Consider the following 23,294-nt stretch of genomic DNA (forward strand, 5'->3'; position numbering starts at 1 on the left):
AGACGATCTGAAACCGAAAAAAGCGATTTACCAATATGAAAAAATTTCTCTCGATTATTGCCCTCATGACGGCAGGGACAGCTCATGCAGAAGCCCCGCAATGGAAACTTTCTGAAAGTGCCGGGACCGTCAATATACTGCGTTCCGGCGTATCACGAATTGCGATGAACGGCGGAAGCCTTGACGTCGGCGACGTTATTGCCACAGGTTATAAGAGTCGCGCAGTTTTGGTTCGCGGACAGGAATATGTTATTGTTTCACCAAACAGCCGTCTCAGGATAAGTGCGCCCAAGCAAAGTGGTGGTATCGTCCAGTTTTTTGAAGAAATCGGTAATGTCCTGTTTCGGATCGACAAAAAGGCAACGCCGCATTTCGGTGTAGAAACCCCATATCTTGCGGCTGTGGTCAAGGGGACCACGTTCAGCGTGACCGTGACAGAAACCGGAACGGCGGTGCAGGTGACCGAGGGCGCTGTGCAAGTGTCGACTCTGGATGGTGGGGCGACTCAATTATTGTCACCCGGCATGATCGGGATGGTTAATCGGGACCAGCAATTCCGTCTGACTATCGCGGGCGCAGAATCCCGGACGATTGATTCGCCCAATGCGCCAGCCAGCGGTAGAGATGAACCGGAAATTCTGAACGAAGAGGGTTCGAGCGAAATCGCTACCAGTTCTTTTGAAGGAACCATAACCGCCCCTGTACTGGAGACTCCCGTTTCGCTCAGTGGTTTGACTGGTGGTCTGGTCAGCAACGGTGGATCTTCGCTTGATACAGCAAGAATGGCGGCATCGAACTCTGCAATTCCCAGCTTTGCCGAAAAAAATGGTGGTTTGAATAATAGCAATCCAGGCGCTGTTGGAAACGGCAATGGCAATCCGTTCGGCGGTGAAAACAATCGCGCTAACAGCAATGCCGGTGGTAATGGCAACGGAAATGCCAACGGCAATGGCAATGGCAATGCTGGTGGTAATGGCAACGGAAATGCCGGCGGTAATGACAATGGTAATGCTGGCAGCGATGGCAGCGGCAATGCTGGCGGCAACGGCAATGCTGGCGGCAATGGCAACGGCAATGCTGGCGGCAACGGCAATGCTGGCGGCGACGGCAACGGCAACGCTGGCGGCGACGGCAACGGCAATGCTGGCAGCGATGGCAGCGGCAATGCTGGCGGCGATGGGAGCGGCAATGCTGGCGGCGACGGCAACGGCAATGCTGGCGGCAATGGCAATGGTAATGCTGGCAGCGATGGCAGCGGCAATGGCAACGGCAATGCTGGCGGTAATGCCAGCGGCAATGCTGGCGGCAACGGCAACGGAAATGCCGGCGGGAACGGCAACGGCAATGCTGGCGGTAATGGTGCTGCTGATACTACTGTTGACAGCAACGCAGGTGGCAACGTCAACGCTGGGATCACTATCGACAGTAACGCTGGCGGCAATGGCAATGGCAATGCTGGCGGCAATGGAAATGGCAATGCAGGCGGCAATGCCGACGGTAACGTGAAAATTAAAGCCAAATAGCAGAGCAAGACTCCACCGCTGTTTAGATTCTACAAAAGCTCAGCCTCAGTTTGCGACTGCATTAACGCAAAATAGATAGGTCTAGAGTAATAGGATCACCAACTGACGAGCGGAGATATCGTTGAAGACTGATTTTTCTTCTATCAGGGCAATCGCATTTAACCTCGCATTCTTGCCCTGGATATTGGCGCTAGCGGCTGGTCTTGCATTGGTTTCGGCCGACTTCGGTAACGATGTTGAAGAAAGATTGAGCAATCTGCGCGCTAATGTGCTGGAAAAACCGGCATCTGGCCAAGTCGTTATCGTCGAAATTGATGCAATATCTCTTCAGCAACTGGATCGCTGGCCATGGCCACGCGCATATTATGCCAAAGCGGTCGACAAGCTGAATGAAGCTGGCGCAACGCAGATCGCGTTCGATATAGATTTTTCATCCCGCTCCACCGAAACAGACGATCAGATTCTCGCAGATGCCTTTGAGAAATCCGATGCCACGATCATTCTCCCGACATTTCGGCAACGAGGGTCAACAGATCGAGGAGAATTTGTCGAAAGCCTGCCGAACACCCTCTTTCGCCAAAATGCGTTTCTGGCTTCCGTGAATGTTTTTCCTGACAGTCGCGGTCAACTGAATGAATATAGCTATGGAACGACTACCGCGAACACAACACGTCCATCGCTGGCTAGCATGGTCGCACAAGCCCGTGGCAATATCGGTCAAAAATTTGCGATCGATCAATCTATCGACCCCAACACAATTCCCCGACTAAGCTTTGCAGAACTGATGGGCTCGACCGATCTCTCTCCGAAGTTAAGGGGTAAAACGGCGCTCATCGGAGCTACCGCCATAGAATTGGGTGATCGTTACTCTACCAGTCGTTTTGGAGTGGTTCCCGGTGTCGTCATCCAGGCGATGGCGAGTGAAACGTTGATCCAGAGAACGAATTTGCACGACCTTGGGAAATTTCCGGCGTTGATATTTTCGGCCATCTTGATGTTGGCCTGTACAGCATCTCGCAGAATCTCTTCCCCCGGTCTCATCGGAATCGCCTTTTCAGCCATTATAGCGCTGGTGGCACTCCTGTTGCTGATTGAATATTTGAGCTTTTTCACATTTTCTAACGTGCCGGCCTTTTTCTTCCTGACCGTATTTATGCTGTCGCAAAAGTTGCTGACGACGACAACGGCTCTAAAGACCAGCCAATATGTAAGTGAAATCAGCGGACTGCCTAACGAGGCGGCGTTACTGAAGATTCTAGCCACGAAAGGTTCCGGCTATATTGCCACGGCCCGACTGGCAGACTTCCGCGAATTGCTTGTGTTGACCAGTAGGGAATCTCGTAGCGTTCTGTTCCAGAATATCGCCAGCCGACTGAATTTTCTGGCCCGGGATGAGTGCATTTATCATGTCGATTCAGACATGGTCGCATGGATTGTGAGGCATGAATATACTGACGATATTCCGGGCCATTTCGACACCGCAACTGCACTGCTCCAGGCCCCCGTCATGGCAGGAGACACCAAGATCAAGATAGATGCGACTTTCGGTATCAGCGGTGACTCTCTGGACAAGTCCAAAATCGCATCGGAAAAGGCACTCGCCAACGGGACGAAATGGTCATGGCACGATTCCGAATTTGACCATGCCATTGGTCAAAAGCACAATCTGCTGATGGAACTGGATCAGGCTATCGAGGACGGTAATCTTGGTGTGGTTTATCAACCCAAATGGGACCTTTTGGCAAATCGGCTCGACGGCGCAGAAGCTCTGGTTCGTTGGGACCATCCCGACCGTGGCACGATAAGTCCGGCAATATTCATTCCCCTGCTAGAAAAAGCCGGCCGCATCGACGGACTGACATTTCACGTTTTGCAACGCGCACTGGATGATTTGACCAAGTGGGGAGAACGACGCCCCGGGCTGACCTGCTCCGTCAATATTTCTGCCAAGCTGCTGGGTGACAAGGCCTTTGTGCACAGGGCAATTGTCATGGTGGAAGAAGCAGATGTCGATAATGTTCAGATTGTTTTCGAAGTCACTGAAACAGCAACGCTCGCGGACCCGGAACGATCTGCATTGGCACTGAAACTCATTCAGAATGCGGGTATAAGAGTGTCCATTGATGACTATGGAACCGGTCAGTCGACCATGAGCTATTTGCAGCGCCTGCCAGTCAGCGAAATCAAGCTGGATCAAAGCTTCGTGAAAACAATGACCACTGACAGCGCCAACCGGGTCATGGTCAAATCCACCATCAAAATGGCTCATGCTCTCGGCTATAAAATTGTCGCAGAAGGAATTGAGGACCAGCCGTGCTTGGAATTGCTGACCCGATACGGGTGCGATATCGGCCAGGGCTGGCATATATCCAAACCGGTCACGCCCGAAGTATTTGAAACTGACTGGCTGGACAGCGCATTTGAAGAGGCGCGCTTGTCGGCCTGATTGAAGTTTCCCGAAGAAAGGTGGAGTCCGTGTGTCTCTGCTATCGGACGAGGAGCACCCTCAGATCATTGACATTGGTTCCCGAAGGACCAGTCATCAGCAAGCCATCGGCATTTTCAAAGGCCAGATAGCTGTTGTCGCTGTTCAGCAGCCGCAGTGCTTGCTCGCTGCCACCCATGGCGGCCAATATACCGGGCCACAGGAATGCGCCGGCATTGTCTTCTGATCCGTCTATGCCATCGCTGTCTGCTGCGAAGCCGGAAATGTCAGATTCTCCTTCCAGCTCTAGTGCGCAGGCAAGCAGATAAGCCGTACATCGGCCGCCGCGGCCATCTTGATTGCGGACCGTGACTGTTGCCTCTCCACCGGAAATCAAAGCCAACTTTCGGCCGGTTGCTTTTAAAGCAAGCGCTTGTCTCGCGTGCTCCCTTCCTAGCTCCAGAGCATCGCCTTCCAGCGCGTCACCGAGCATGATCACTTCATAGCCGATCGCTTGACAGGCCGTTGCTGCGGCCGCGCACATATCGGCGGGCCGGGCACAAATCTCGGCCGTCGAGCGCTGCATTTTCGGGTCGCCGGATTTCGGTGTTTCGAGACGTTCGCTTTCCAGCTCCGACTTGATAGAAGCGGGCAGGGCGATTCCATATTTTTCGACAATTGCCCGCGCGTCAGCACAAGTCGAGCTGTCGATCACAGTCGGCCCAGATCCGATCATTGCGATGTCGTCTCCTGGGATATCCGATATCGCGATCATATGCGTAGCCGCTGGCCATGCTCGCGCAGCCAGACGGCCGCCCTTGATCGCGGAAAGATGCTTGCGGACGATATTCATTTCGCTAATGGGCGCGCCAGATCGCAGCAGAGCTCGTGTGACGTCCTGTTTCTCCTGCAGGGAAATACCTTCAGCCGGAGCCGGGAGCAGGGCGCTTGCGCCGCCTGACATAAAGACAAGCAGAAGATCGCCTTCTCCGAGTGCATCCGCTGCCGCCAGGGCGACCTGAGCAGCTTCCGCTCCGGCAGCATCCGGAACCGGGTGGGATGCTTCAACAACCTGTATATGACCCGGCGCACAACCGGCCTGAACATATCCTTTTCGGGTAACGATCAGACCATTGATTTGGTCGGGAAGGCGGTTCTGGATGGCTGCGACCATTTGAGTTGCCGCTTTCCCGACAGACAATAAATAGGTTTTTCCCGTGACCTGCGGCCAATCCAGATCGCGCATGGCATTTTCAGGCAGAGCCGGTGACAAGGCGCTTTCGTAAAGCTTCTTTAAAAAAGCTTTTATTGACTCGGGATTTGTTGTTTGATGCACTGCACAATAAGGGCCCGATTGTTTCGCCGGGGTCAAGAAGATTTTCGGAGTGATATACCAAATCATGAAAGATCGCGCCACAATCACCCATCTTCTGCAACGCCTGTCAGCGCATTTGGAGGCTGTTTACCCTGATCAGGATTGCGATGCGCTTGCAGAGCGTATCGTCAATCTGTTCTGGCCCGAAAAAGGCAAGATGATCAAGCGCAGGAAAATTGCCAACAAGCATTTATGGGATGAGAGCGACATCGCGCTTATCACTTATGGTGGAACCATCCGGTCGGATGGAGAACGCCCGCTGCAGACTTTGCACCGTTTTTTAAACCAACATATCGGTCAGACAATCGGTGCTGTACATATCCTGCCCTTTTTCCCTTATAGTTCGGATGACGGTTTCGGGGTGATCGACTATTTGCAGGTTGATGATGCGCTTGGCGAATGGTCCGATATCGAGGCGATCGCCGACGACTATAGGCTCATGGCTGATCTCGTTATCAATCACGGGTCGAGCAAATCCGTTTGGTTCCAGCAATTTCTATCCGACGAAGCGCCGGGCAAGGACTATTATTATACCGCTGATCCCACGGCCGATCTGGGTGAGGTGGTGCGTCCCCGGTCGCACCCCTTGCTCACGCCGTTCCGGACGGCTGCGGGGGACCGCCACGTCTGGAGCACATTCAGTACGGATCAGGTCGATTTTGATTTCACCAATCCGGAAGTGTTGCTTGAGTTTATCAAGATTATAGCGGCCTATATCGACCATGGGGTGCGGATATTCCGGCTGGATGCCGTTGCTTTTCTATGGAAGAAAATAGGCACGCCTTCGATCAACCTGGATGAAACCCACGAGATCATCCGGCTGTTGCGTACACTGATGGACCATCACGCAGAAACGCTGATCATCATAACCGAAACCAATATCCCCAATCATGAGAACCTGACCTATTTCGGTAATCAGAATGAAGCGCATGTGATCTATAATTTCTCGTTGCCGCCGCTGCTCACTCACGCACTGCTGACCGGCAACGCCCTTTATTTGAAACGATTGACCCGAAGCAATCCGCCCGCCCTGACCGGCTGCACCTATCTCAATTTCACTGCCAGCCACGACGGGATCGGGCTGCGTCCAACGGAAGGTGCCTTGCCGCAAGGCGAAGTCGACCAGATGCTGGCCACCATTCAGAGCTTTGGTGGGCGGGTTTCAATGCGGCGAGGGCCGGGCGGCACGGAAAAACCCTATGAGATGAATATCTCCTATTTCGAAGCAATGCAGGGGACCCTGGACGGACCGGACGAACATCAAATCGATCGTTTCATGGCGGCCATGGCGATCATGTTGGCGCTAGAGGGCATACCCGCCATTTACATTCACAGCCTCTTGGCAACGCCGAACGGCTATGAGGAGGTCAATCTGACTGGCCACAACCGGTCGATTAACCGATGCCTGGTCGACTATGATGAAATCTGCCAGAAACTGGCGGACCCGAAAACCGTCGAGGCGGAAGTTTTTACGCGTCTGCTTTCGCTTGTTGATTTGCGCAAGAAACAGCAGGCTTTCCATCCTAATGCGGTGCAATTCACGCTGGCTCTGCCGGAAGGGCTGTTCGGGATCTGGCGGCAAAGCCAGGAACGCAAGCAGAGCATTTTCGCCATCACCAACGTGACCAAGGACGAAAAGACGATATCATTGGCAGACATAAATCTGATAGCCGGTGATAAATGGTGGGACCTGATTTCCGGCGATATTATCAGCGATATCGAAGGGGATTATTGCCTGGCCCCCTATCAAACCATCTGGATAAGCAATGTAGCACCAAGATAGCGCTAATCTTCATTGTCCAGCCGCACTGCTTCCTTGAAGCGGTCGGTAAAATCCGGAATCGCGCTGTTGATCCGGTTCCAGTTGGCCATGAAGGGTGTCTCATGAGGAGATTCCAGAAACACTTCGCCAGCGGTCATGATATTCTGGGCAAATAGCTCTACCGTGGTTTCCTCCTCATGGCGGTCCAGGGTCAGGCCGTTCATCACGGCATCATTGTAGAAGGTTTCTATTCGGTCCAGTGCGATCCGGAAATAGGTCGCCTTGAGCGTACGAAACGTTCCCTGAGAAAATATCTGACCGTCGGTAGCGAGCTTCCGGAAAATCGATTTTGTGATGTCGATGCTCATCTTGGACAGGCCTGCTTCCGGGTTGTCGTGAGAAACCGATTGATGCTTGTGATCATAATTGTCGGCAATCTCGACCTGACAGATGGCCTGGGTTGAATGATTGCGCCAGACTTCGGAAAGCACGCCTATTTCCAGCCCCCAATCGGACGGGATACGGATATTTTTCACCACTTGCCGTCCCATCGCGAACTCCCCGGCAAGCGCATAGCGAAAGCTGTTCAGATAGGTGATATAGTCATTTGGCTCGCACACCTTTTTCAGTGCAGCCAGCAGGGGCCCGATGAGCAGACGCACCACCCGGCCATTGAACTTCTCTTCTGTCGTCCGCGCATAATAGCCCTTGGAAAAAACATAAGGGAAAGTCGGGTTTGCGACTGGGTACATCAGCCGCGCGAGCAGATCGCGATCATAGGTCAATATATCACAATCGTGCAGTCCAACTACCTGAGCGTCGGTTGCGGAGAGAAAATAGCCAAAACAGAACCACACGTTGCGACCCTTGCCGGGTTCGGCCGGTGACAGGCCATGTTCCTTCAATTCTTCGTCGAGAGCAGTCAGTCGAGGACCACTATTCCACAGGATATGATGACGTTGCGGCAGGCGGGAAAAATAATCCTTCGCAAATTTGAACTGATCTTTGTCCGCACGATCAAGGCCGATGATGATATCATCCAGATATGGCACTTCGCAAAGCTGATCAACAATATGTTCGAGCGCAGGTCCCTCGAGTTCTGAGAACAGGCTGGGCAGGACCAGGGCCATCGGATTGGCGGAACGGAAGCCCATCAGATCGGCTTCCAGTGAGACCGTGGTCCGATCGGTCAAATTGTGAAGAGTGGAAATAATGCCATTTTGATGAAAATCAGCCATAGGTTTTCCTGCAATTTCTGAAAAGCCAGCCTAATCAGCTTTCGGGCAGGATTAAACCCAATTCCGAAAATATTTCCCGGACTGCCAAGACCCATCCCTGTGGACCGACAGCTGCAGCCATGCGAACATTGGGTTGGATGCTTTCAATCGTGACCCCATCGGGATTGGGCATGATCACGCCAAAGTCGGCAGCCTCGATCATCGCGAGATCATTCGGACCGTCGCCCAGCGCAATTGTGATATACTCAATATCTGGGTTTCGATCGGAAAACGCGCCTTTTGTCCAGGCCATCGCTTGCTCTTTGGTGGCGTGACCAGTGAAATGATAAAATCGGCCACCCCGTTGGATCTGGATGCCGTAATCGGACATGATCGCTTTGAGTTCTTCCATCTCTTGATCTGTTCCGGACCACAGAAACGGTTCCGTCGCCTCTCGCTGTTTCGCTAACCGGGCGTTATCGATTGGCAAGCGGGTGAACTCCGAGACCTGATCCGCGGACATGTCGACAAAGCCGTTAATATGCACACGAAGGGCCGGAGGAAGACCTCTGATCCGGTCAAGAATTTCGCCGTATTCTATCCCCATCATTTGTCTGCTTTGCTCGGCATCCCGTCTAATGGGAGACTCATCAGACATATGAATCACCGAACCATTTTCGGTCACGCCGATCGATTCATCGATCGGGATCACCTGGTTGAGCAAGCGCAACTCTGCGTGAGTTTTGCTGGTGATTGGAATGACATGGCCGAGGGACTGATCACATATCTGCTTGATCAATCGATCAGCTGGTGCTGCCGAATAGCTGTTATGATCCAGCAAGGTGCCATCAAGGTCTGTAAATATCAGAGGAGAGAAAGGGCGTTTTGACATCATTTGTGTGAAAGCTAGCAGAAGGATTGCGACGCGAACATGTCAATTTTGCAGATGCCCATTTTCCCGAACATGACCTGTTTCCGACAATGAGGGGGAAGGATTGAAAGTGTGTTCATGCTGGTTGTAGAAAAGAAATCGGACTGCTCGCTATAGCCACTTCCGACACCATCTATTTGACATCCGCTATAGGCCAACGCCCTGAAGCGGGAAATTAGCCCTCAATATTATAGTGTGGATTATAAGCTGACGCAGTGCAGACAGACTTTTGCGGTTTCCTGACCGCTTCTCCGATCAACATCACCGCAGGGCCATCGCCCAAGGCGGCTCGAGCGGAGATAGAGAGTAAATCCAGTCGGGTGCTGAATTGCCGCTCTTCCTTCAGGCTTGCATTTTCGATCAGCAAGACCGGCGTGTCGCTGGCCAAGCCAGCGCGGATCAGCTTGCCCGATATTGTCGCGGCGGCCGCTTTGCCCATATATATGGCCAACGTCGCCTTTGGATCGGCTAGCGCATTCCAATCAAGATCGAGTTCTTCACCGGCCTGCGCATGGGCGGTCACAAACACCAGTTTGCGGGCCAGGCCTCTGACCGTGAGTGATACGCCCGCACTGGCCGCGGCGGCCGATGCAGCAGTTATTCCCGGACAAATATGATATTGGATGCCATGGGCGGTCAGCGCTTCGGCTTCTTCCGTGGCACGACCGAAAATTCCGGCATCGCCCCCTTTCAACCGGACGACACGTTCGCCGGCCAGAGCAGCTTCGACCAGCAACTCGTTGATGCTGCGTTGATCCTTGGAATGACGGCCAGATCGTTTCCCGACGGCTACAAGTCTGGTTTGACCTGGAACCAGCGCCAGAACTTCCTTGCCAACCAGCGCGTCATAGAAAATGACGCTCGCGGCATGAATGAGCTTCTCGGCCTTGCGGGTGAGCAGATCGGGATCGCCTGGACCGGCGCCTACCAGCCAGACGGTTCCGCGTTCAATCTTGATGTCGCTCATTCAGCAGCCTCCAAATCCGGTACCCGCATTTGTGCGAGCAATTTTGATATTGCGGGGCGGCAACTGCCGCAATTGGTCCCGGCATTGAGCGCCGTGCCGATCTCTTCCAGACTGGTGAGACATTGCCGGCTGATAGCGCTGGTAATTTCCTTGGCACCCACATTGAAGCAGACGCAGACGGTCGGACCTTTGTCCGGCCCGGCGATCTTCGGTCGGGCAGCCAGCAGCGAGGCTGCATCTGCCGGAACATCATCAACAAGCTGCACTGCGATCCAGTCGCGCGAAGGCAGGTCTCCCTGACGCGTCAGATATAGCGCCGCTGCCAGCCTCCCTTTTGCATCGCGAACCGCAATACGGCGCATACCGCGCTGGAGATCGACCGCTTCCATACGGTCGCCCGCCGGGAGCAGATTATCGAGATCAATATTGTCCGCGCCTGCCAGTTCTACCAGCCAGCCACCCGCGATTCTGGCGCTGGTCCAATAGAGAAGCGGGGGCAGGGCCGGACGCTTGGCACAGACAAGAAATGCGCGCCACTCGGGCTCCAGCGCGGCAATATTGCAGGAACTGTTTTTAAATGCGGGCTGGCCGGATATGGGGTCGACGGTCTGATCCGGAAGCCGGTTCGCTCGGCCACTATTGCTCATCTGATCGGTCCAGTGCATCGGCGCGAAAATCTCGCCCGGTCGCTGGGCATCAGAGATCTGGACCCGAAATATGCTTTCTCCCTGTCGCGTAATGATCCTCGCGAGGCTGCCGTCTTCCAGTCCGTGAGCAGTGGCGTCCTGCGGGTGTATTTCGACCAGTGGCTCACGGCGATGTTGGGACAGGCGCGGGCTCAGGCCAGTGCGGGTCATGCTATGCCACTGGTCACGGTAACGCCCGGTGTTGAGCATCAAGGGAAATGCGGGATCAGCAACCCTGGCCGCTGGCGAGGAAACGGCTACCAGACAAGCCTTGCCATCAGGCGTAGTGAATTTGCTATTCGCGAACGGTGAAGTGCCACCCCAGATCTTTGGCGTCAGGACATCATATTCCAGGTCGCTGGTCTGGGCCCATTCCGACAGGTCCAGTTTTCGTCTGCCATCATTGCGATATCCGGTCTGCGCTGCATATTCCCGAAAGATCGCAGCGGCGCTTTCGAACGAAAATGCCTCGCCATGGCCCATCCGTCGAGCGACTTGCTGGATAATCCACCAGTCTGCCTTGGCCTCACCGGGCTCGGGAAACAATGCCCGCTGGCGGCTGACAACCCGTTCGCTGTTGGTGACGGTTCCGTCTTTCTCCCCCCAGGCGAGCGCTGGCAGTTTTACGTCCGCGAAGGCAGTTGTGTCGGTTTGGGCGATGACGTCCGACACCACTACAAAATCGCAACGCTTCAGAGCGTCTCTAACGAAATCTGCATCCGGCATCGATACGGCAGGATTGGTTGCCATGATCCAGATCGCCTTGATCCGTCCTTCATGCACATCGCGAAACATGTCGACTGCCTTGCGGCCTGGGTTCCGCGCAATCGTCGGACTGTTCCAATATGTCTGGGCAGCCTCACATTCGGCATCCGAAAAACCCATATGGACAGCCAGCATCGAAGACAGCCCGCCAACTTCGCGCCCGCCCATCGCATTGGGTTGGCCGGTGATCGAAAATGGCCCCATGCCCGGCTTGCCTATCCTGCCGGTTGCAAGGTGCAGATTGATGATGGCATTGCCCTTGTCGGTGCCGCCAACGGATTGATTGGCACCCTGGCTGAACAGCGTCACCATCTTGGGGTGAGCAGCGACAAGATCGGCCAGTTGTTCAAGCAATATTGCATCGACACCTGCCATTTCCGCATCGCCGGAGATATTGTCCCAGAATTGGTCCGGTGCGTTGACATGGTCTCGCAGAAAATCCGCGTCGAGCGCGTCCCGATGCTTCATTTGCTGCAAAAGAGCATTGAACAAGGCGACATCGCCATCCGGCCGTATCGGCAAATGAAGATCTGCGCATTCGGCTGTTTCGGTACGACGCGGGTCTATGACGACCAGTTTCGTGCCGCGTTCCGCGCGCGCTTTTTCGATCCTTTGCCATATCACCGGATGACACCAGGCGGTATTCGACCCGACCAGCAGGATAAGATCGGCCGCATCGAGATCACCATAGCTGCACGGCACGACATCTTCGCCGAAAGCACGAACATGAGCGGCGACTGCGCTTGCCATGCACAGACGGCTGTTGGTGTCGATATTGGCGCTGCCGATAAAGCCTTTCATCAGCTTGTTGGCGATATAATAATCCTCCGTCAGCAACTGGCCGGAGACGTAGAAAGCGACACTGTCCGGGCCGTGCTCGCGGACGGTATCGGAAAAGCGCTTTGCCACGAGATCGAGAGCCACATCCCAGCCTACCCGTTGTTCCCCGATTTCGGGATGGAGCAGACGGCCCTCAAGACTGACGGTCTCCCCGAGATGGGTCCCCTTGGAACATAGTCGTCCGAAATTCGCCGGATGGTCGTCGTCACCCTTGATGATGACCTCGCGGTCACCGGTGATTTCGGCTTTGATACCGCAACCGACGCCGCAATAAGGGCAAGTGGTGCAAATCTTTTTCACACAACGCCGGCCAGAGCAGCAGCGCGTTCAATATAAATGCGGCCGGCGTCAATTTTGACCGGGATGACCGGTACGCAACCCTTGTCTTCTCCCAATGCCTCGCCCGTCAGCAGGGAAATGCGCCAGTTATGTAGAGGACAGGTCACGTTGGTGTCATGCACAATGCCCTGGCTAAGTGGTCCGGCCTTGTGCGGGCATTTGTTCGCCAGAGCATGGATGCTGCCCGTTGCAGTGCGGAATATGGCGATCTCCTGGCCACCCTGTACCGGCAGGGTCCGCGCTCCCATGGCCGGCAGCTGTTCGACCGGGCCGATATCGATCCATTTTGCATCAGTCATCATGCAGGCTCCAGTACAGCAAAGGGCCGGATTTCGGCGATATGCTTGTGCAGGTGACCTTCCGCACCGGCGACACGTTCCGCCCAGGGATCTTTCTGATGCACCGACTGGGCGAACAGAAAACGTTTCTGCAATTTTTTGCGGCCGGCCTCGTCTTCGACAATGCGGCCCTTGATATAATCCATGCCAACCCTTTCAACCCACGGTGCCGTGCGATCTAGATAGCGCGCCTCTTCCCGGTAAAGCTGGATGAACGCGGCAATATACTCGAGCGCCTGCTCTTCGGTTTCAACCTTGCAGAGGAAATCAGTGCCGCGCAGATGGATCCCGCCATTGCCGCCAACGCTCAGTTCATAGCCGCTGTCGACACAGATGATCCCGAGATCCTTGATTGATGCCTCTGCACAATTTCGCGGACAGCCGGAGACGGCAATCTTGAATTTATGCGGCATCCAGCTGCCCCAGGTCATTTGCTCGGCTTTTATACCCAGTCCGGTCGAATCCTGCGTGCCGAAGCGGCACCATTCGCTGCCGACGCAGGTTTTGACCGTACGCAGCGCCTTGCCATATGCATGGCCCGACACCATTCCGGCGGCATTGAGATCGGCCCAGATCAAAGGCAGATCCTCTTTCTTGATTCCGAAAATATCCAGCCTTTGACCGCCGGTGACCTTCACCAGACGCGCTTCATATTTGTCGGCTGCATCGGCAATCGCGCGCAACTCATTCGGTGTGGTGATTCCACCCCACATTCTGGGGACGACCGAATAGGTACCGTCTTTCTGGATATTGGCATGCATCCGTTCATTGACGAACCGGCTTTGCGGGTCTTCCTCATGCTCGGTGGGCCAGGCGCACAGCAGATAATAGTTGAGCGCCGGACGGCAGGAGGCACAGCCGTCTGCCGTGGTCCAGTGCAGTTCCTGCATCACCTGCGGAATGGATTTCAGCTCTTTTTCGAGGATATTGCGCCGGACATCCTCATGCGTGAAACTGGTGCATTTGCACATCGGCGTTACCGTGCGTGCGCCACCATAATCATCTCCCAGCGAGAGGCTGAGCAGACTTTCGACCAGGCCGGTGCAGGAACCGCAACTGGCGGATGCCTTGCAACCGGCGCGAACGCTGTCGAGATCGCCGGCACCGCCATCGATGCAGGAAACCACCTGTCCCTTGGTAACGCCGTTGCAGCCGCAGATTTCTGCGTCGGGGGACAATGCTGCAACGGCGCTATCAGGGTCCAGCGTGGCCCCTCCTGAAGCAAAAGCCTGACCGAAGATAAGCGCTTCACGGATATCGGATATATCTTCCTGACGTTTCAGAAGATCGAAATACCAGCTGCCATCTGCTGTATCGCCGTACAGCACGGCGCCAATCAGCTGGTTACCCTTCACCACCACCCGCTTGTAAACCCCGCGGGAAGCGTCGCGCATGACAATATCCTCGGTATCGTCGCCGCCTGAAAAATCACCGGCGGAGAACAGGTTGATCCCGGACACTTTCAGCTTGGTCGCGGTAACCGAACCGACATATCCGGAGGGATTGCTGGTCATGAAATCGGCCAGAGCACGGCACATTTCCCACAGTGGTGCGACCAGCCCGTAACAGGCACCGCGATGCTGCACGCATTCGCCGACCGCCAGGATCGCCGGATCGCTGGTTACCATATCGTCATCGACGACTATGCCGCGCTCGACTTCCAGTTCCGCCAATTTGGCGAGATTGATCGATGGCTTTATCCCGACCGCCATGACGACAAGGTCGGCGTCGATTTCGGTTCCGTCCTTAAGTTTCACGCCGGTGACATGGCTATCCCCCAATATTTCCGCAGTATCGGCCTGGGTGATGATGGTTTGCCCGCGCCGTTCCAGTTCGCTTCGCAACAGGAAACCTGCCGCTTCATCCAGCTGCCGCTCCATCAGGGTCGGCATGAGGTGCAGGACGGTAACCTGCATCCCGCGCAGCGACAGTCCATGAGCCGCTTCCAGACCCAGAAGTCCGCCACCGATGACAACGACATTTCCGCCTGCTTCTGCTGCGGTCAGCATCTTGTCGACATCATCGAGATCGCGAAAGGTGATAACGCCCGGCAACTTGTGCCCCGGCACCGGAATGATGAACGGATCGGACCCCGTGGCAATCAGCAGCCGATCATAAGGCGTCACCCGACCCGAGGCACTGACCACCTCCTTGGCTTCGCGTTTGATTGCAATAATCGCATCGCCGCTGACCAATTCTATGCCATTGTCATCATACCAGCTTTGATCATTGATGATGATCTCTTCAAAGCTCTTGTCGCCCGCCAGGACCGGTGACAGCATGATCCGGTCGTAATTGACCCGGGGTTCGGCACCGAAGATGGTGATGGCGTATCGGTCAGCATCGCGGCCGAGGATTTCCTCCACAGCACGACAGCCCGCCATGCCATTGCCGATGACAACAAGCCGTTCGCGGCCATGTCGGGAAGCATTTTCCTGCTGATCATCTATTATAACCGGTGCGTTCATTTACATATTCCAGTTGTTAAAAACCATATCCCAGCCGCAGCCAGAATTTCTCGGTATCGACGGCAAAACTGTCGGCATTGTAATTGGCGTATTTGAGGCCGACGCTGAAGATGCTGACTTTGAAATTGAGCGCCGCATCAAATTCCGTGCCGTATTTTACGCTGCCGACATCGCTGCGAAAATCGTGATAGGCTGCGCTTGCGGTGATGCCGCCGAGCAGATTGACCTTCTTGCTGATGCTGACATATTTGTCTTCCAGACCCGCCGGTGGCGTGCTGAGAAACACATCCGCCCAGCCGTTGAACTTGTGCAATGTGGCAAGCGGGGTCTGGAATCGATTGCCTGCACCATCGCTGCCCAGGCTCTCGTAACCCAGCGTCAGGCCAAAGCCGGAAAAGGATGTGCCAATCGAACCGGCGATATAGTCGACCGAATAATTTCCGGGGTTGTCCTTATAGTCTTTTTGCACAGCATAGCTGCCGGCCAGATCCAGCGAGAGGCCCTCGGTCATCGGAAGTTTTGCCGTCGCACGCAGGCCATAGGTTGCGGAGGAACTCAGCGAAACCGGTTGGCCTGCGTCGAAATCGAGCAGATAGGCAAAGCCCTTCAGATCGACCGGACCAGCTTTTATCCCGGCGCCCAAAAATATCAGATCTCCGTCAAAAGCTTCGCGCGTGCCAGCATCGGCACCAAATATCGTGCGCTGGGATATTGCATATGTTGCTTCCAGCGTCAGCGGTTTCAGCGCCGTGACCGATGCACTGACGGCGTCAAAAGTCTGTTCATTCTGCCGCCAGCCGACGCTGCCCACGAAACGCTGGTCGTCAATGTTAATCCGCTGGCGACCGACGGTAAGACTGCCCTTGTCCTTTTTGGCGAACTGGAGCTGAATGCGATTCAGTTCGATATTTTCCGGGTCGGCAACGACGGAAAAGGGTTCGATACCGTTGCCTGCATTTGTGTCATTATAGTCATTTATAATGCCCAGCGTCGCTTCACTCTCGACCAGAAATGAAAGCCCGATATCACTGGCCAGTTCGAGCCCGGCCCGTGTCCGCAATGTCAGGGAATCTGCGTTTATTACCGGCTGGTCAACATGCTCATAAGCAAGCCGTGCGTCGAAAATCGGGTCCAGTGTCAAACCTTCGGCAACCACAACCGGATCGCCCGTCTTGGCCAGGGCAAAGGAAGGTGTCGCCAGCGCGGCTCCTGACAATGCTGCAATCAAAATGATATTTCTTTTTTTCATTTTTTTCCCCGTTAAAGATCTTCTCTCTTGCCGGGCATCCTCTCTGTTCAGGCCGCTTCTTGCTGCGTGCTCTTGTTCGGATTTCCATGTTCATATTCGGCGAGGAAGTGCAGGACTTCCTGCCGGTAGGCATAAAATTTCGGATGTTCGAGCAGCGCCTTGCGGTCGCGTGGTCGGGGCAGATCGACGTCGAGTATCTTGCCGATTGTGGCCTGTGGACCGTTGGTCATCATCACCACCCGGTCGGCGAGCAATATCGCCTCATCAACATCATGGGTGACCATGATGGCAGTGACTTTCGTGCGGTTCCAAACCTCGATCAAGACATCCTGGAGATCCCAGCGGGTCAGACTGTCGAGCATCCCGAAGGGTTCATCGAGGAGCAGCAATTTGGGAGACAAGGCAAAGGCGCGCGCAATGCCAACTCTCTGGCGCATGCCGTTCGACATGTCGGCGGCCATCTTGTCCATCGCATCGCCAAGGCCGACACGATCGAGATAATATTCGATGATGTCCTTGCGCTCCGAACGTGTGGTGTGCGGATAAACCCGCTCTACGCCGAGGGCGACATTCTGTCTGGCGGTGAGCCACGGCATTAATGAAGGTGCCTGGAAAACGACTGCCTTGTCGGGTCCGGCAACATCAATTTCCCGTCCGTCCAGAACAATCCCGCCGTCGCTAATCTCGTTCAGTCCGGCGGCCATGGTCAGCACGGTGGATTTCCCGCAACCGGAATGGCCGATCAAAGAAATAAACTCGCCCTTGTCCATCAGGATATTGACGTCCTCGACCACCGTCAGCGGACCTTTGGGTGTTGGGTAAATTTTCTTGAGCTTGAAAAATTCGAGATAGCGCGTCGTGATCGGGCTTTGGGCTGCATCCAGATAGGCCTGCGGCAAGGTCGCCTCCTTGCCTTCCTGCGTACCTGATAGATCCAGAGGCGTGATGTCCGGCAGGTTCGCGGTCTCGGACGCAACCGCTTTCTGATCGCTGCTCAATATGTCGAGATAGCCGACGATCGTATTGCGCAGAGTTTTATAGGCGGCATCTTCGTTCATTGCTTCGCGTTCACGGGGGCGTACGATATTGACATCGAATATCTTGCCGATGGTTGCCGAAGGCGCCGGCGTCAAAATGGCGACCCGATCGGCAAGCAACAAAGCTTCATCGACGTCATTGGTCACCAGAACTATCGTGCGCTTTTCATGTTTGCGGATGCGCTCGATCTCATCCTGCAATTTGGCCCGGGTCAAGGCATCGAGCGCCGACAGAGGCTCGTCCATCAGCAAAATTTCGGGCTCCATCGCCAGAGCACGAGCGACTGCAACACGCTGCCGCATGCCTCCGGACAGCTGAGCAGGTTTGCGGTCCATGGCATGGTCCAGTCCAACCAGTTCGATCTTCTGCCGCACCAGCGCCGCACGCTCTTCCCTGGATTTGTTCTGATGAACCGCATCGACCGCCAGAGCGACATTGGCTTCAACGCTCAGCCAGGGAAATAGCGAATAGCTTTGAAAGACGAGGCCACGATCCTTGCCCGGACCTTTGCACGGCTTGCCCTTGACCAGCACTTCACCTGCATCGGCTTCGATCAGGCCGGCGATACAATTTATCAACGTGGTCTTGCCGGCGCCCGAAAAACCGAGAATGGCGATAAATTCGCCATCGGCGACATCAAGGTTGATATTGTCGAGTACATCGCTTCGGGTACCCGATCCGTCGACAAAGGACTTGCTGACATTTTTCAGGGACAGGATGGGAAGGGGGCTGGTCATATATTCTTCCTCAAACGGTACGATTGCGGCTGGCGAAATTTTGCAGCAGCATCATGATCCGGTCGAGCAAGAAGCCGATCAGGCCGATAACGATGACTGCGAACATGATCCTTGCGAGCGACTGGCTGGATCCATTCTGGAATTCATCCCAGACAAATTTTCCCAGACCCGGGTTTTGGGCGAGCATTTCAGCAGCGATGAGAACCATCCAGCCGACCCCCAGTGACAGTCGCATTCCGGTAAAAATATAGGGGAGGGCGGATGGCAGGACCAAGCGAGTAAGTTTGGCGAACCAGCCAAGGCGGAGGACTTTGCCGACGTTGAGCAGATCCTTGTCGATCGATGCCGCCCCGATCGCGGTGTTGATGAGCGTTGACCAGAGCGAGCAAAGCATCACAACGATAGCGGAGATTACGAAGCTTTTTGGCAGGCTGGGGTCGGGGTCGGTCATGGTGGCCGAAATCACCATGGTGACTATTGGCAACCATGCCAGCGGGCTGACCGGTTTCATGATCTGCACGATTGGATTGATCGCGGCATTGAATGTTTTCGAAAGGCCGCAGATCAGGCCGAGCGGCACAGCGATAATTGTGGCGAGGAAAAACCCCAAAGCCACGGTCGCCAGAGAGGTCCAGATCTGGTCCAGAAACGTCGGAGGACCGCTATATTGAAAATCCCGCGTCGCTTCGCCATTGGCTGCGGCAGCAGCGTTGCTGGCGTCCTGCGCTGCATAAAATTCCGCTTCCCGGTCTTGTGCGGCGGACCATTCATCAAAAAGAGCAAGGCCCTGGGCGGAGACTTCAACCGGTCCCGGCAGACTGCCGAGTGACGTGTCCACTTGTGGAGCAAGCACTGCCCATAAAGCTAGAAAAGCCAATATCCCAATAATCGGCGCCGCCAGGCTCTTTAGCCAATTGGCGATTTTTTTGGGATCAATTGGCCAGCTTTTGGCAGTCAGAGGGTTGGCCTTTACCGGCTTGACCGAAAGATCAGCGCCGTCACCTGGCTTTTCTGCTGTGGACTCACTGCCGCTCTGGCTGTGGATTTTGTCTACAATGACGGTCGCCATGTCTTTGTTTCCTTTATTCATCAGAAGCTTAATTGACGCCCGAAGCGGTCACTCGCTGACCCTTTTTCAAACCGATCGGGAATTTCGCGAGATAGGCATTGGGCGTTTTTCCGTCGTAGGTGAGGCCATCGATAAAGCCGGATTGTTCGCTTTTGAAACCGTCGGTTTCCGGTATACTGTCGGCAGGGATAGCTCCCCCATCTGCCAGTTTTTTCGCAGCGGCGAGATATAGGTCCGGCCGATAAACCGCTTTCGCTGTATCGAAATACCATTGATCGGTCTGGTCTTCGGCAATCTGTCCCCAGCGCCGCATCTGGGTGAGGTACCAGATTGCGTCGGAGTAAAAGGGGTAGCCGGCATAATCGTTGAAGAAGATGTTGAAATCGGGAGCCGCTCGCGTGTCGCCAGATTCAAAGGTGAACTGACCGGTCATCGAAGCCCCGATCACCGCCTCGTCCGCGCCGACATAATTGGATCGTGCCAGAATTTTAACGGCTTCCGCACGGTTCTTGCCGCCATCAATGTCCAGCCATTGCTGTGCCTTGATAATGGCCCGAAGCATGGCGGCGGTGGTCGCGGGATATTTCTCGGCGAAATCCTTGCGCAGCCCGAGGACTTTTTCCGGGTTCTTTTTCCAGATTTCATCGTCGGTAATTACCGGAACGCCGATCTTCTTCTGCACGGCTGCCTGGTTCCAGGGCTCGCCCACACAATAGCCGTCAATCGTGCCAGCTTCCATCGTCGCCGGCATTTGCGGCGGGGGCGTGACAGACAAGGCGGCCTCTGCACCAACCGTTCCGGCAACATCGCCCGGCGTGTAGTAGCCGGGCTCAACTCCGCCCGCTGCCAGCCAGTAGCGCAATTCGTAATTATGCGTGGAAACCGGGAAAACCATGCCCATTTTAAACTGTTTTCCTTGCGCCTTATAGCCTGCAATGACCGGCTTCAGGACCGAAGCGCTGATCGGATGCTGCGGCTTGCCGTCGGCGTTTTTCTTGAGGCCCGGCTCGATCTGCGCCCATACCTTGTTCGACAGGGTGATCGCATTGCCATTGAGGTCGAGAGAGAGAGGAGCGATCAGGTCAGCCTTGGTGCCATAGCCAATGGTCGCGGCCAGCGGTTGACCCGCCAGCATGTGCGCGCCGTCGAGCTGCCCCCCGATGACGCCGTCGAGCAGCACTTTCCAGTTTGCCTGAGGTTCGAGGGTAACATTCAGACCTTCTTCCGCGAAAAAGCCTTTTTCCTTGGCGATTGCCAGCGGTGCCATGTCCGTCAGTTTGATGAAGCCGAGCTTCAGGGATGGTTTTTCAATGGCGCCGTCGACGGTGGCGGGCTTTACCGTCTCGCCGCTGTTGGACGAGCTGTCACCGCCGCTTCCGCAAGCCGACAAAGACACTGCACATACAGCCATGAGAAGAAAGTTGCGGCGGTTCGATTTCATTGCTCATTCCCTTTTTTTTAACACGGCGACAGGAAAGAACGACACAAGACGCAAAAAAACCGCCTCAAGCGGCAGTCGGTTAGACTGGCTCGGGCGGCGACATTGCCTATTCGATTATATATCGTTCTACCTTGTGCTTGCCCCCCATTGGACAAACCGGTAATTTGGATACGGGGTTAACTTTTCCCGTTGCGAATCAAATAACATTGGGACCGTGAAAAAAGCAAGTGGAAATATTGCGCTGCAGCAATTTTCAAGCTTTTGGTAAGGCCTCCAGATATTTTTGAACTTCCGTCGGATCAAAAACACGGCCATCAAAAAAGGGGTTCGCCCCAAGCGTGAGGCGGCCCTGCGTCGAACCCACCGGCATATTTCGAGTGACGCTGCCCTCAAGTTTTGCGTTGGCGCCCGGCATCGGGGTGTCCAGTCCTTTTAGTGCCGTCCGGTAGACATTGGGACGAAAAACCTGTTCCGCGCGCAACTGATCCTCCGCACTATATTGCAAATGATCCCAGCGTACCATTTGCGAATAAAGCCAGGCTGCCTGACTGATCCACGGGAAGTTGGCCGCTTCGCGATACTGGAACATGAAGTCCGGAACATCGACTGGCTGGGCACCGGCAGTGAACATGATCCGGTCTGATATCGCGCGGTTGATCAGCTTTGCCGAGCCGTCGAGATATTCAGCGCGCGCCAGTATATTGGCATTGGCGTCCCAATTTTCCGGATCGATGAAATGTTTCGCGGCAAAATGAAGCGCGCGCACCAGCCGTTCGATTTTTTCCCGATCATCATCCAATCTTGCGGTCGGCATTGCGAGTACTTTTTCGACTCCCCTGCGCCAAATCTGTGCGGTGACCAGAACAATGCGACCTACTCCACGCTCCACGGCGACGCTGTTCCATGGCTCGCCGACACAAATTCCGTCCACCTCTTCACTGGCCAGGGCATCTGCCGCAAAAGGTGGCGCGATCGTGACGATGTCGATATCTCTGTCAGGAGCAATTCCACATTGGGCGAGCCAATAGCGCAACTTGTAATTATGTCCGGAATAGCGATGAACAACCCCGAACCGGACCCGGCTTCCCGCCTTCGCGCGCTCGGAAATTTCGGCCTTTAACTTGTTGCCAACCGCAATGGGATCCCCCAGCATGCCAACTGGCGCGACGATATCGGCCAATTTGTGGGACATTGTGATTGCGTTGCCGTTGAGCCCCAGAATGAACGGCACCGACAGCGCCTTTGCTGGCCGGCCCCGGCCCAAAGTAGTCGCGATGGCGAGCGGAGCCAGCAAATGCGCGGCATCGGTGTGGCCATAGAGCAATCTGTCCAGAACCGAAGCCCAGCTGACATCCTTGATGAAATTCAGATTCAGGCCTTGTTCTTCGGCAAAGCCATGCTCCTGTGCCAAAATTGGCAAGGCAGCGTCGACCAGTGGCAGAAAACCGATATTCATTTGATCCAAAGTCACAGATCGCCTCCCAGTAATAGCTCTGCCGTAACAATCGACTCCGCCACTTCGGCCATGCGCTTGTTGCTGTTCATGGCGTGATCGCGCAACAGCTTGTGCGCATCCGGTTCACTCAATCCGCGCTTGCGAATGAGAATTTTCTTCGCTCGATCGACGACTTCTCGCTCGGACAGCGCGTCTCGCGCTTCCTTGAGTTCGGTCTGCAACCGGGAAAAGGCCTGAAACCGGCGCACCGCCAGATCCAGTATCGGTTTCAATCGGCGCTGTGAAAGACCATCGACGATATAGGCAGAAACCCCTGCATCAATAGCTGCTGCGATTGCATCATCATCGGATTGTTCGACAAACATCGCAATCGGTCGAGAAATCGCGCGGCTGACGGAGAAATATTCCTCCAGCATATCACGAGACGGATTGCCGAGATCGATGAGTATGACATCGGGGTCGATCGTTTCAATGGCCCGGGCCATGCCATTGCGTTCGGAAATGACAAAAACGTCGCGCTCACCCACTTCAGCAAGCCCGTCTTCCATTATAGCCGCGCGAACGGGGTTTTCATCGATGACAGCAATGCGCAAGGGCGACTCCGGTACAGGGAGAAACTTCTGATCCTGTGTAACGCTTTTTTCTTCGCAGGTGCAACATGAACCGTA

16 protein-coding genes are annotated in these 23,294 nt (G+C 54.9%); 3 read left to right on the top strand and 13 right to left on the bottom strand.

Translation table 11 applies throughout. The features are described from left to right. The first annotated feature begins 35 nt into the window (after nucleotides 1-35). Both AZE99_RS07830 and AZE99_RS07835 read left to right on the top strand, forming a co-directional pair. Entirely contained in the window at nucleotides 36-1,523 is a 1,488-nt protein-coding gene (locus AZE99_RS07830; protein ID WP_067199560.1) for a FecR family protein, read from the top strand. Between the two features lie 121 nt (nucleotides 1,524-1,644). Continuing rightward, nucleotides 1,645-3,969, top strand: coding sequence for an EAL domain-containing protein (locus AZE99_RS07835; RefSeq protein WP_067199562.1), 2,325 nt, complete (start codon nucleotides 1,645-1,647; stop codon nucleotides 3,967-3,969). A 40-nt stretch (nucleotides 3,970-4,009) separates the two neighbouring features. Here the strand turns inward: AZE99_RS07835 and AZE99_RS07840 are convergent, their stop codons facing one another. After that, complete coding sequence (locus AZE99_RS07840; protein WP_067199565.1) at nucleotides 4,010-5,350, bottom strand: glycerate kinase type-2 family protein; 1,341 nt, start codon at nucleotides 5,348-5,350, stop codon at nucleotides 4,010-4,012. On the opposite strand from AZE99_RS07840, the gene AZE99_RS07845 reads away from it, so the two are divergent. Next, nucleotides 5,349-7,106, top strand: coding sequence for a sugar phosphorylase (locus AZE99_RS07845; protein ID WP_156472158.1), 1,758 nt, complete (start codon nucleotides 5,349-5,351; stop codon nucleotides 7,104-7,106). The two genes, AZE99_RS07840 and AZE99_RS07845, sit on opposite strands and share 2 nt — an antisense overlap. A gap of 2 nt (nucleotides 7,107-7,108) precedes the next feature. Here AZE99_RS07845 and AZE99_RS07850 read toward each other — a convergent pair whose 3' ends face one another. The 12 genes from AZE99_RS07850 to AZE99_RS07905 all read right to left on the bottom strand — a co-directional run bounded on the left by AZE99_RS07850 (nucleotide 7,109) and on the right by AZE99_RS07905 (nucleotide 23,219). Beyond that, a complete protein-coding gene (locus AZE99_RS07850; protein ID WP_067199567.1) occupies nucleotides 7,109-8,323 on the bottom strand; it encodes a glycosyl transferase in 1,215 nt (404 codons plus the stop codon). A gap of 34 nt (nucleotides 8,324-8,357) precedes the next feature. Further along, nucleotides 8,358-9,197, bottom strand: coding sequence for an HAD-IIB family hydrolase (locus AZE99_RS07855; RefSeq protein WP_067199570.1), 840 nt, complete (start codon nucleotides 9,195-9,197; stop codon nucleotides 8,358-8,360). A 211-nt stretch (nucleotides 9,198-9,408) separates the two neighbouring features. Further along, a complete protein-coding gene (gene cobA, locus AZE99_RS07860; RefSeq protein ID WP_067199573.1) occupies nucleotides 9,409-10,200 on the bottom strand; it encodes a uroporphyrinogen-III C-methyltransferase in 792 nt (263 codons plus the stop codon). Next, entirely contained in the window at nucleotides 10,197-12,791 is a 2,595-nt protein-coding gene (locus AZE99_RS07865; RefSeq protein ID WP_067199576.1) for a nitrate reductase, read from the bottom strand. The genes cobA and AZE99_RS07865 overlap by 4 nt, the downstream gene beginning before the upstream one ends. Continuing rightward, complete coding sequence (nirD, locus tag AZE99_RS07870) at nucleotides 12,788-13,132, bottom strand: nitrite reductase small subunit NirD (protein ID WP_067199579.1); 345 nt, start codon at nucleotides 13,130-13,132, stop codon at nucleotides 12,788-12,790. Before nirD ends, AZE99_RS07865 begins: the two co-directional genes overlap by 4 nt. Then, nucleotides 13,129-15,636, bottom strand: coding sequence for a nitrite reductase large subunit NirB (gene nirB, locus AZE99_RS07875; protein ID WP_067199582.1), 2,508 nt, complete (start codon nucleotides 15,634-15,636; stop codon nucleotides 13,129-13,131). Before nirB ends, nirD begins: the two co-directional genes overlap by 4 nt. Nucleotides 15,637-15,652: 16 nt before the next feature. Next, nucleotides 15,653-16,885, bottom strand: coding sequence for an alginate export family protein (locus AZE99_RS07880; RefSeq protein ID WP_067199584.1), 1,233 nt, complete (start codon nucleotides 16,883-16,885; stop codon nucleotides 15,653-15,655). A gap of 47 nt (nucleotides 16,886-16,932) precedes the next feature. Continuing rightward, a complete protein-coding gene (locus AZE99_RS07885) occupies nucleotides 16,933-18,660 on the bottom strand; it encodes an ABC transporter ATP-binding protein (protein WP_067199587.1) in 1,728 nt (575 codons plus the stop codon). 10 nt (nucleotides 18,661-18,670) lie between these two features. After that, nucleotides 18,671-19,729: an ABC transporter permease gene (locus AZE99_RS07890; RefSeq protein ID WP_082788285.1), complete on the bottom strand. Its 1,059-nt coding sequence runs from the start codon at nucleotides 19,727-19,729 to the stop codon at nucleotides 18,671-18,673. A gap of 28 nt (nucleotides 19,730-19,757) precedes the next feature. Then, nucleotides 19,758-21,170, bottom strand: coding sequence for a CmpA/NrtA family ABC transporter substrate-binding protein (locus tag AZE99_RS07895; RefSeq protein WP_067199589.1), 1,413 nt, complete (start codon nucleotides 21,168-21,170; stop codon nucleotides 19,758-19,760). A gap of 253 nt (nucleotides 21,171-21,423) precedes the next feature. Then, nucleotides 21,424-22,641: an ABC transporter substrate-binding protein gene (locus AZE99_RS07900; RefSeq protein WP_443027814.1), complete on the bottom strand. Its 1,218-nt coding sequence runs from the start codon at nucleotides 22,639-22,641 to the stop codon at nucleotides 21,424-21,426. Then, the gene (locus AZE99_RS07905) at nucleotides 22,638-23,219 is read right to left on the bottom strand and encodes an ANTAR domain-containing response regulator (protein WP_067199591.1); all 582 of its coding nucleotides are present in this window, start codon (nucleotides 23,217-23,219) and stop codon (nucleotides 22,638-22,640) included. The genes AZE99_RS07900 and AZE99_RS07905 overlap by 4 nt, the downstream gene beginning before the upstream one ends. Nucleotides 23,220-23,294: the final 75 nt, after the last annotated feature.

It is taken from the genome of Sphingorhabdus sp. M41, from assembly GCF_001586275.1.
In the GTDB taxonomy this organism is placed as follows: Bacteria; Pseudomonadota; Alphaproteobacteria; order Sphingomonadales; family Sphingomonadaceae; genus Parasphingorhabdus.

Bases quoted from the DNA above. Each gene is read 5' to 3' on its own strand.
- nirB (WP_067199582.1), bottom strand. From the start codon at position 15,636: ATGAACGCACCGGTTATAATAGATGATCAGCAGGAAAATGCTTCCCGA.
- AZE99_RS07880 (WP_067199584.1), bottom strand. From the start codon at position 16,885: ATGAAAAAAAGAAATATCATTTTGATTGCAGCATTGTCAGGAGCCGCG.
- AZE99_RS07850 (WP_067199567.1), bottom strand. From the start codon at position 8,323: ATGGCTGATTTTCATCAAAATGGCATTATTTCCACTCTTCACAATTTG.
- AZE99_RS07840 (WP_067199565.1), bottom strand. From the start codon at position 5,350: ATGATTTGGTATATCACTCCGAAAATCTTCTTGACCCCGGCGAAACAA.
- AZE99_RS07885 (WP_067199587.1), bottom strand. From the start codon at position 18,660: ATGACCAGCCCCCTTCCCATCCTGTCCCTGAAAAATGTCAGCAAGTCC.
- AZE99_RS07830 (WP_067199560.1), top strand. From the start codon at position 36: ATGAAAAAATTTCTCTCGATTATTGCCCTCATGACGGCAGGGACAGCT.
- cobA (WP_067199573.1), bottom strand. From the start codon at position 10,200: ATGAGCGACATCAAGATTGAACGCGGAACCGTCTGGCTGGTAGGCGCC.
- AZE99_RS07855 (WP_067199570.1), bottom strand. From the start codon at position 9,197: ATGATGTCAAAACGCCCTTTCTCTCCTCTGATATTTACAGACCTTGAT.
- nirD (WP_067199579.1), bottom strand. From the start codon at position 13,132: ATGATGACTGATGCAAAATGGATCGATATCGGCCCGGTCGAACAGCTG.
- AZE99_RS07895 (WP_067199589.1), bottom strand. From the start codon at position 21,170: ATGAAATCGAACCGCCGCAACTTTCTTCTCATGGCTGTATGTGCAGTG.
- AZE99_RS07890 (WP_082788285.1), bottom strand. From the start codon at position 19,729: ATGGCGACCGTCATTGTAGACAAAATCCACAGCCAGAGCGGCAGTGAG.
- AZE99_RS07845 (WP_156472158.1), top strand. From the start codon at position 5,349: ATGAAAGATCGCGCCACAATCACCCATCTTCTGCAACGCCTGTCAGCG.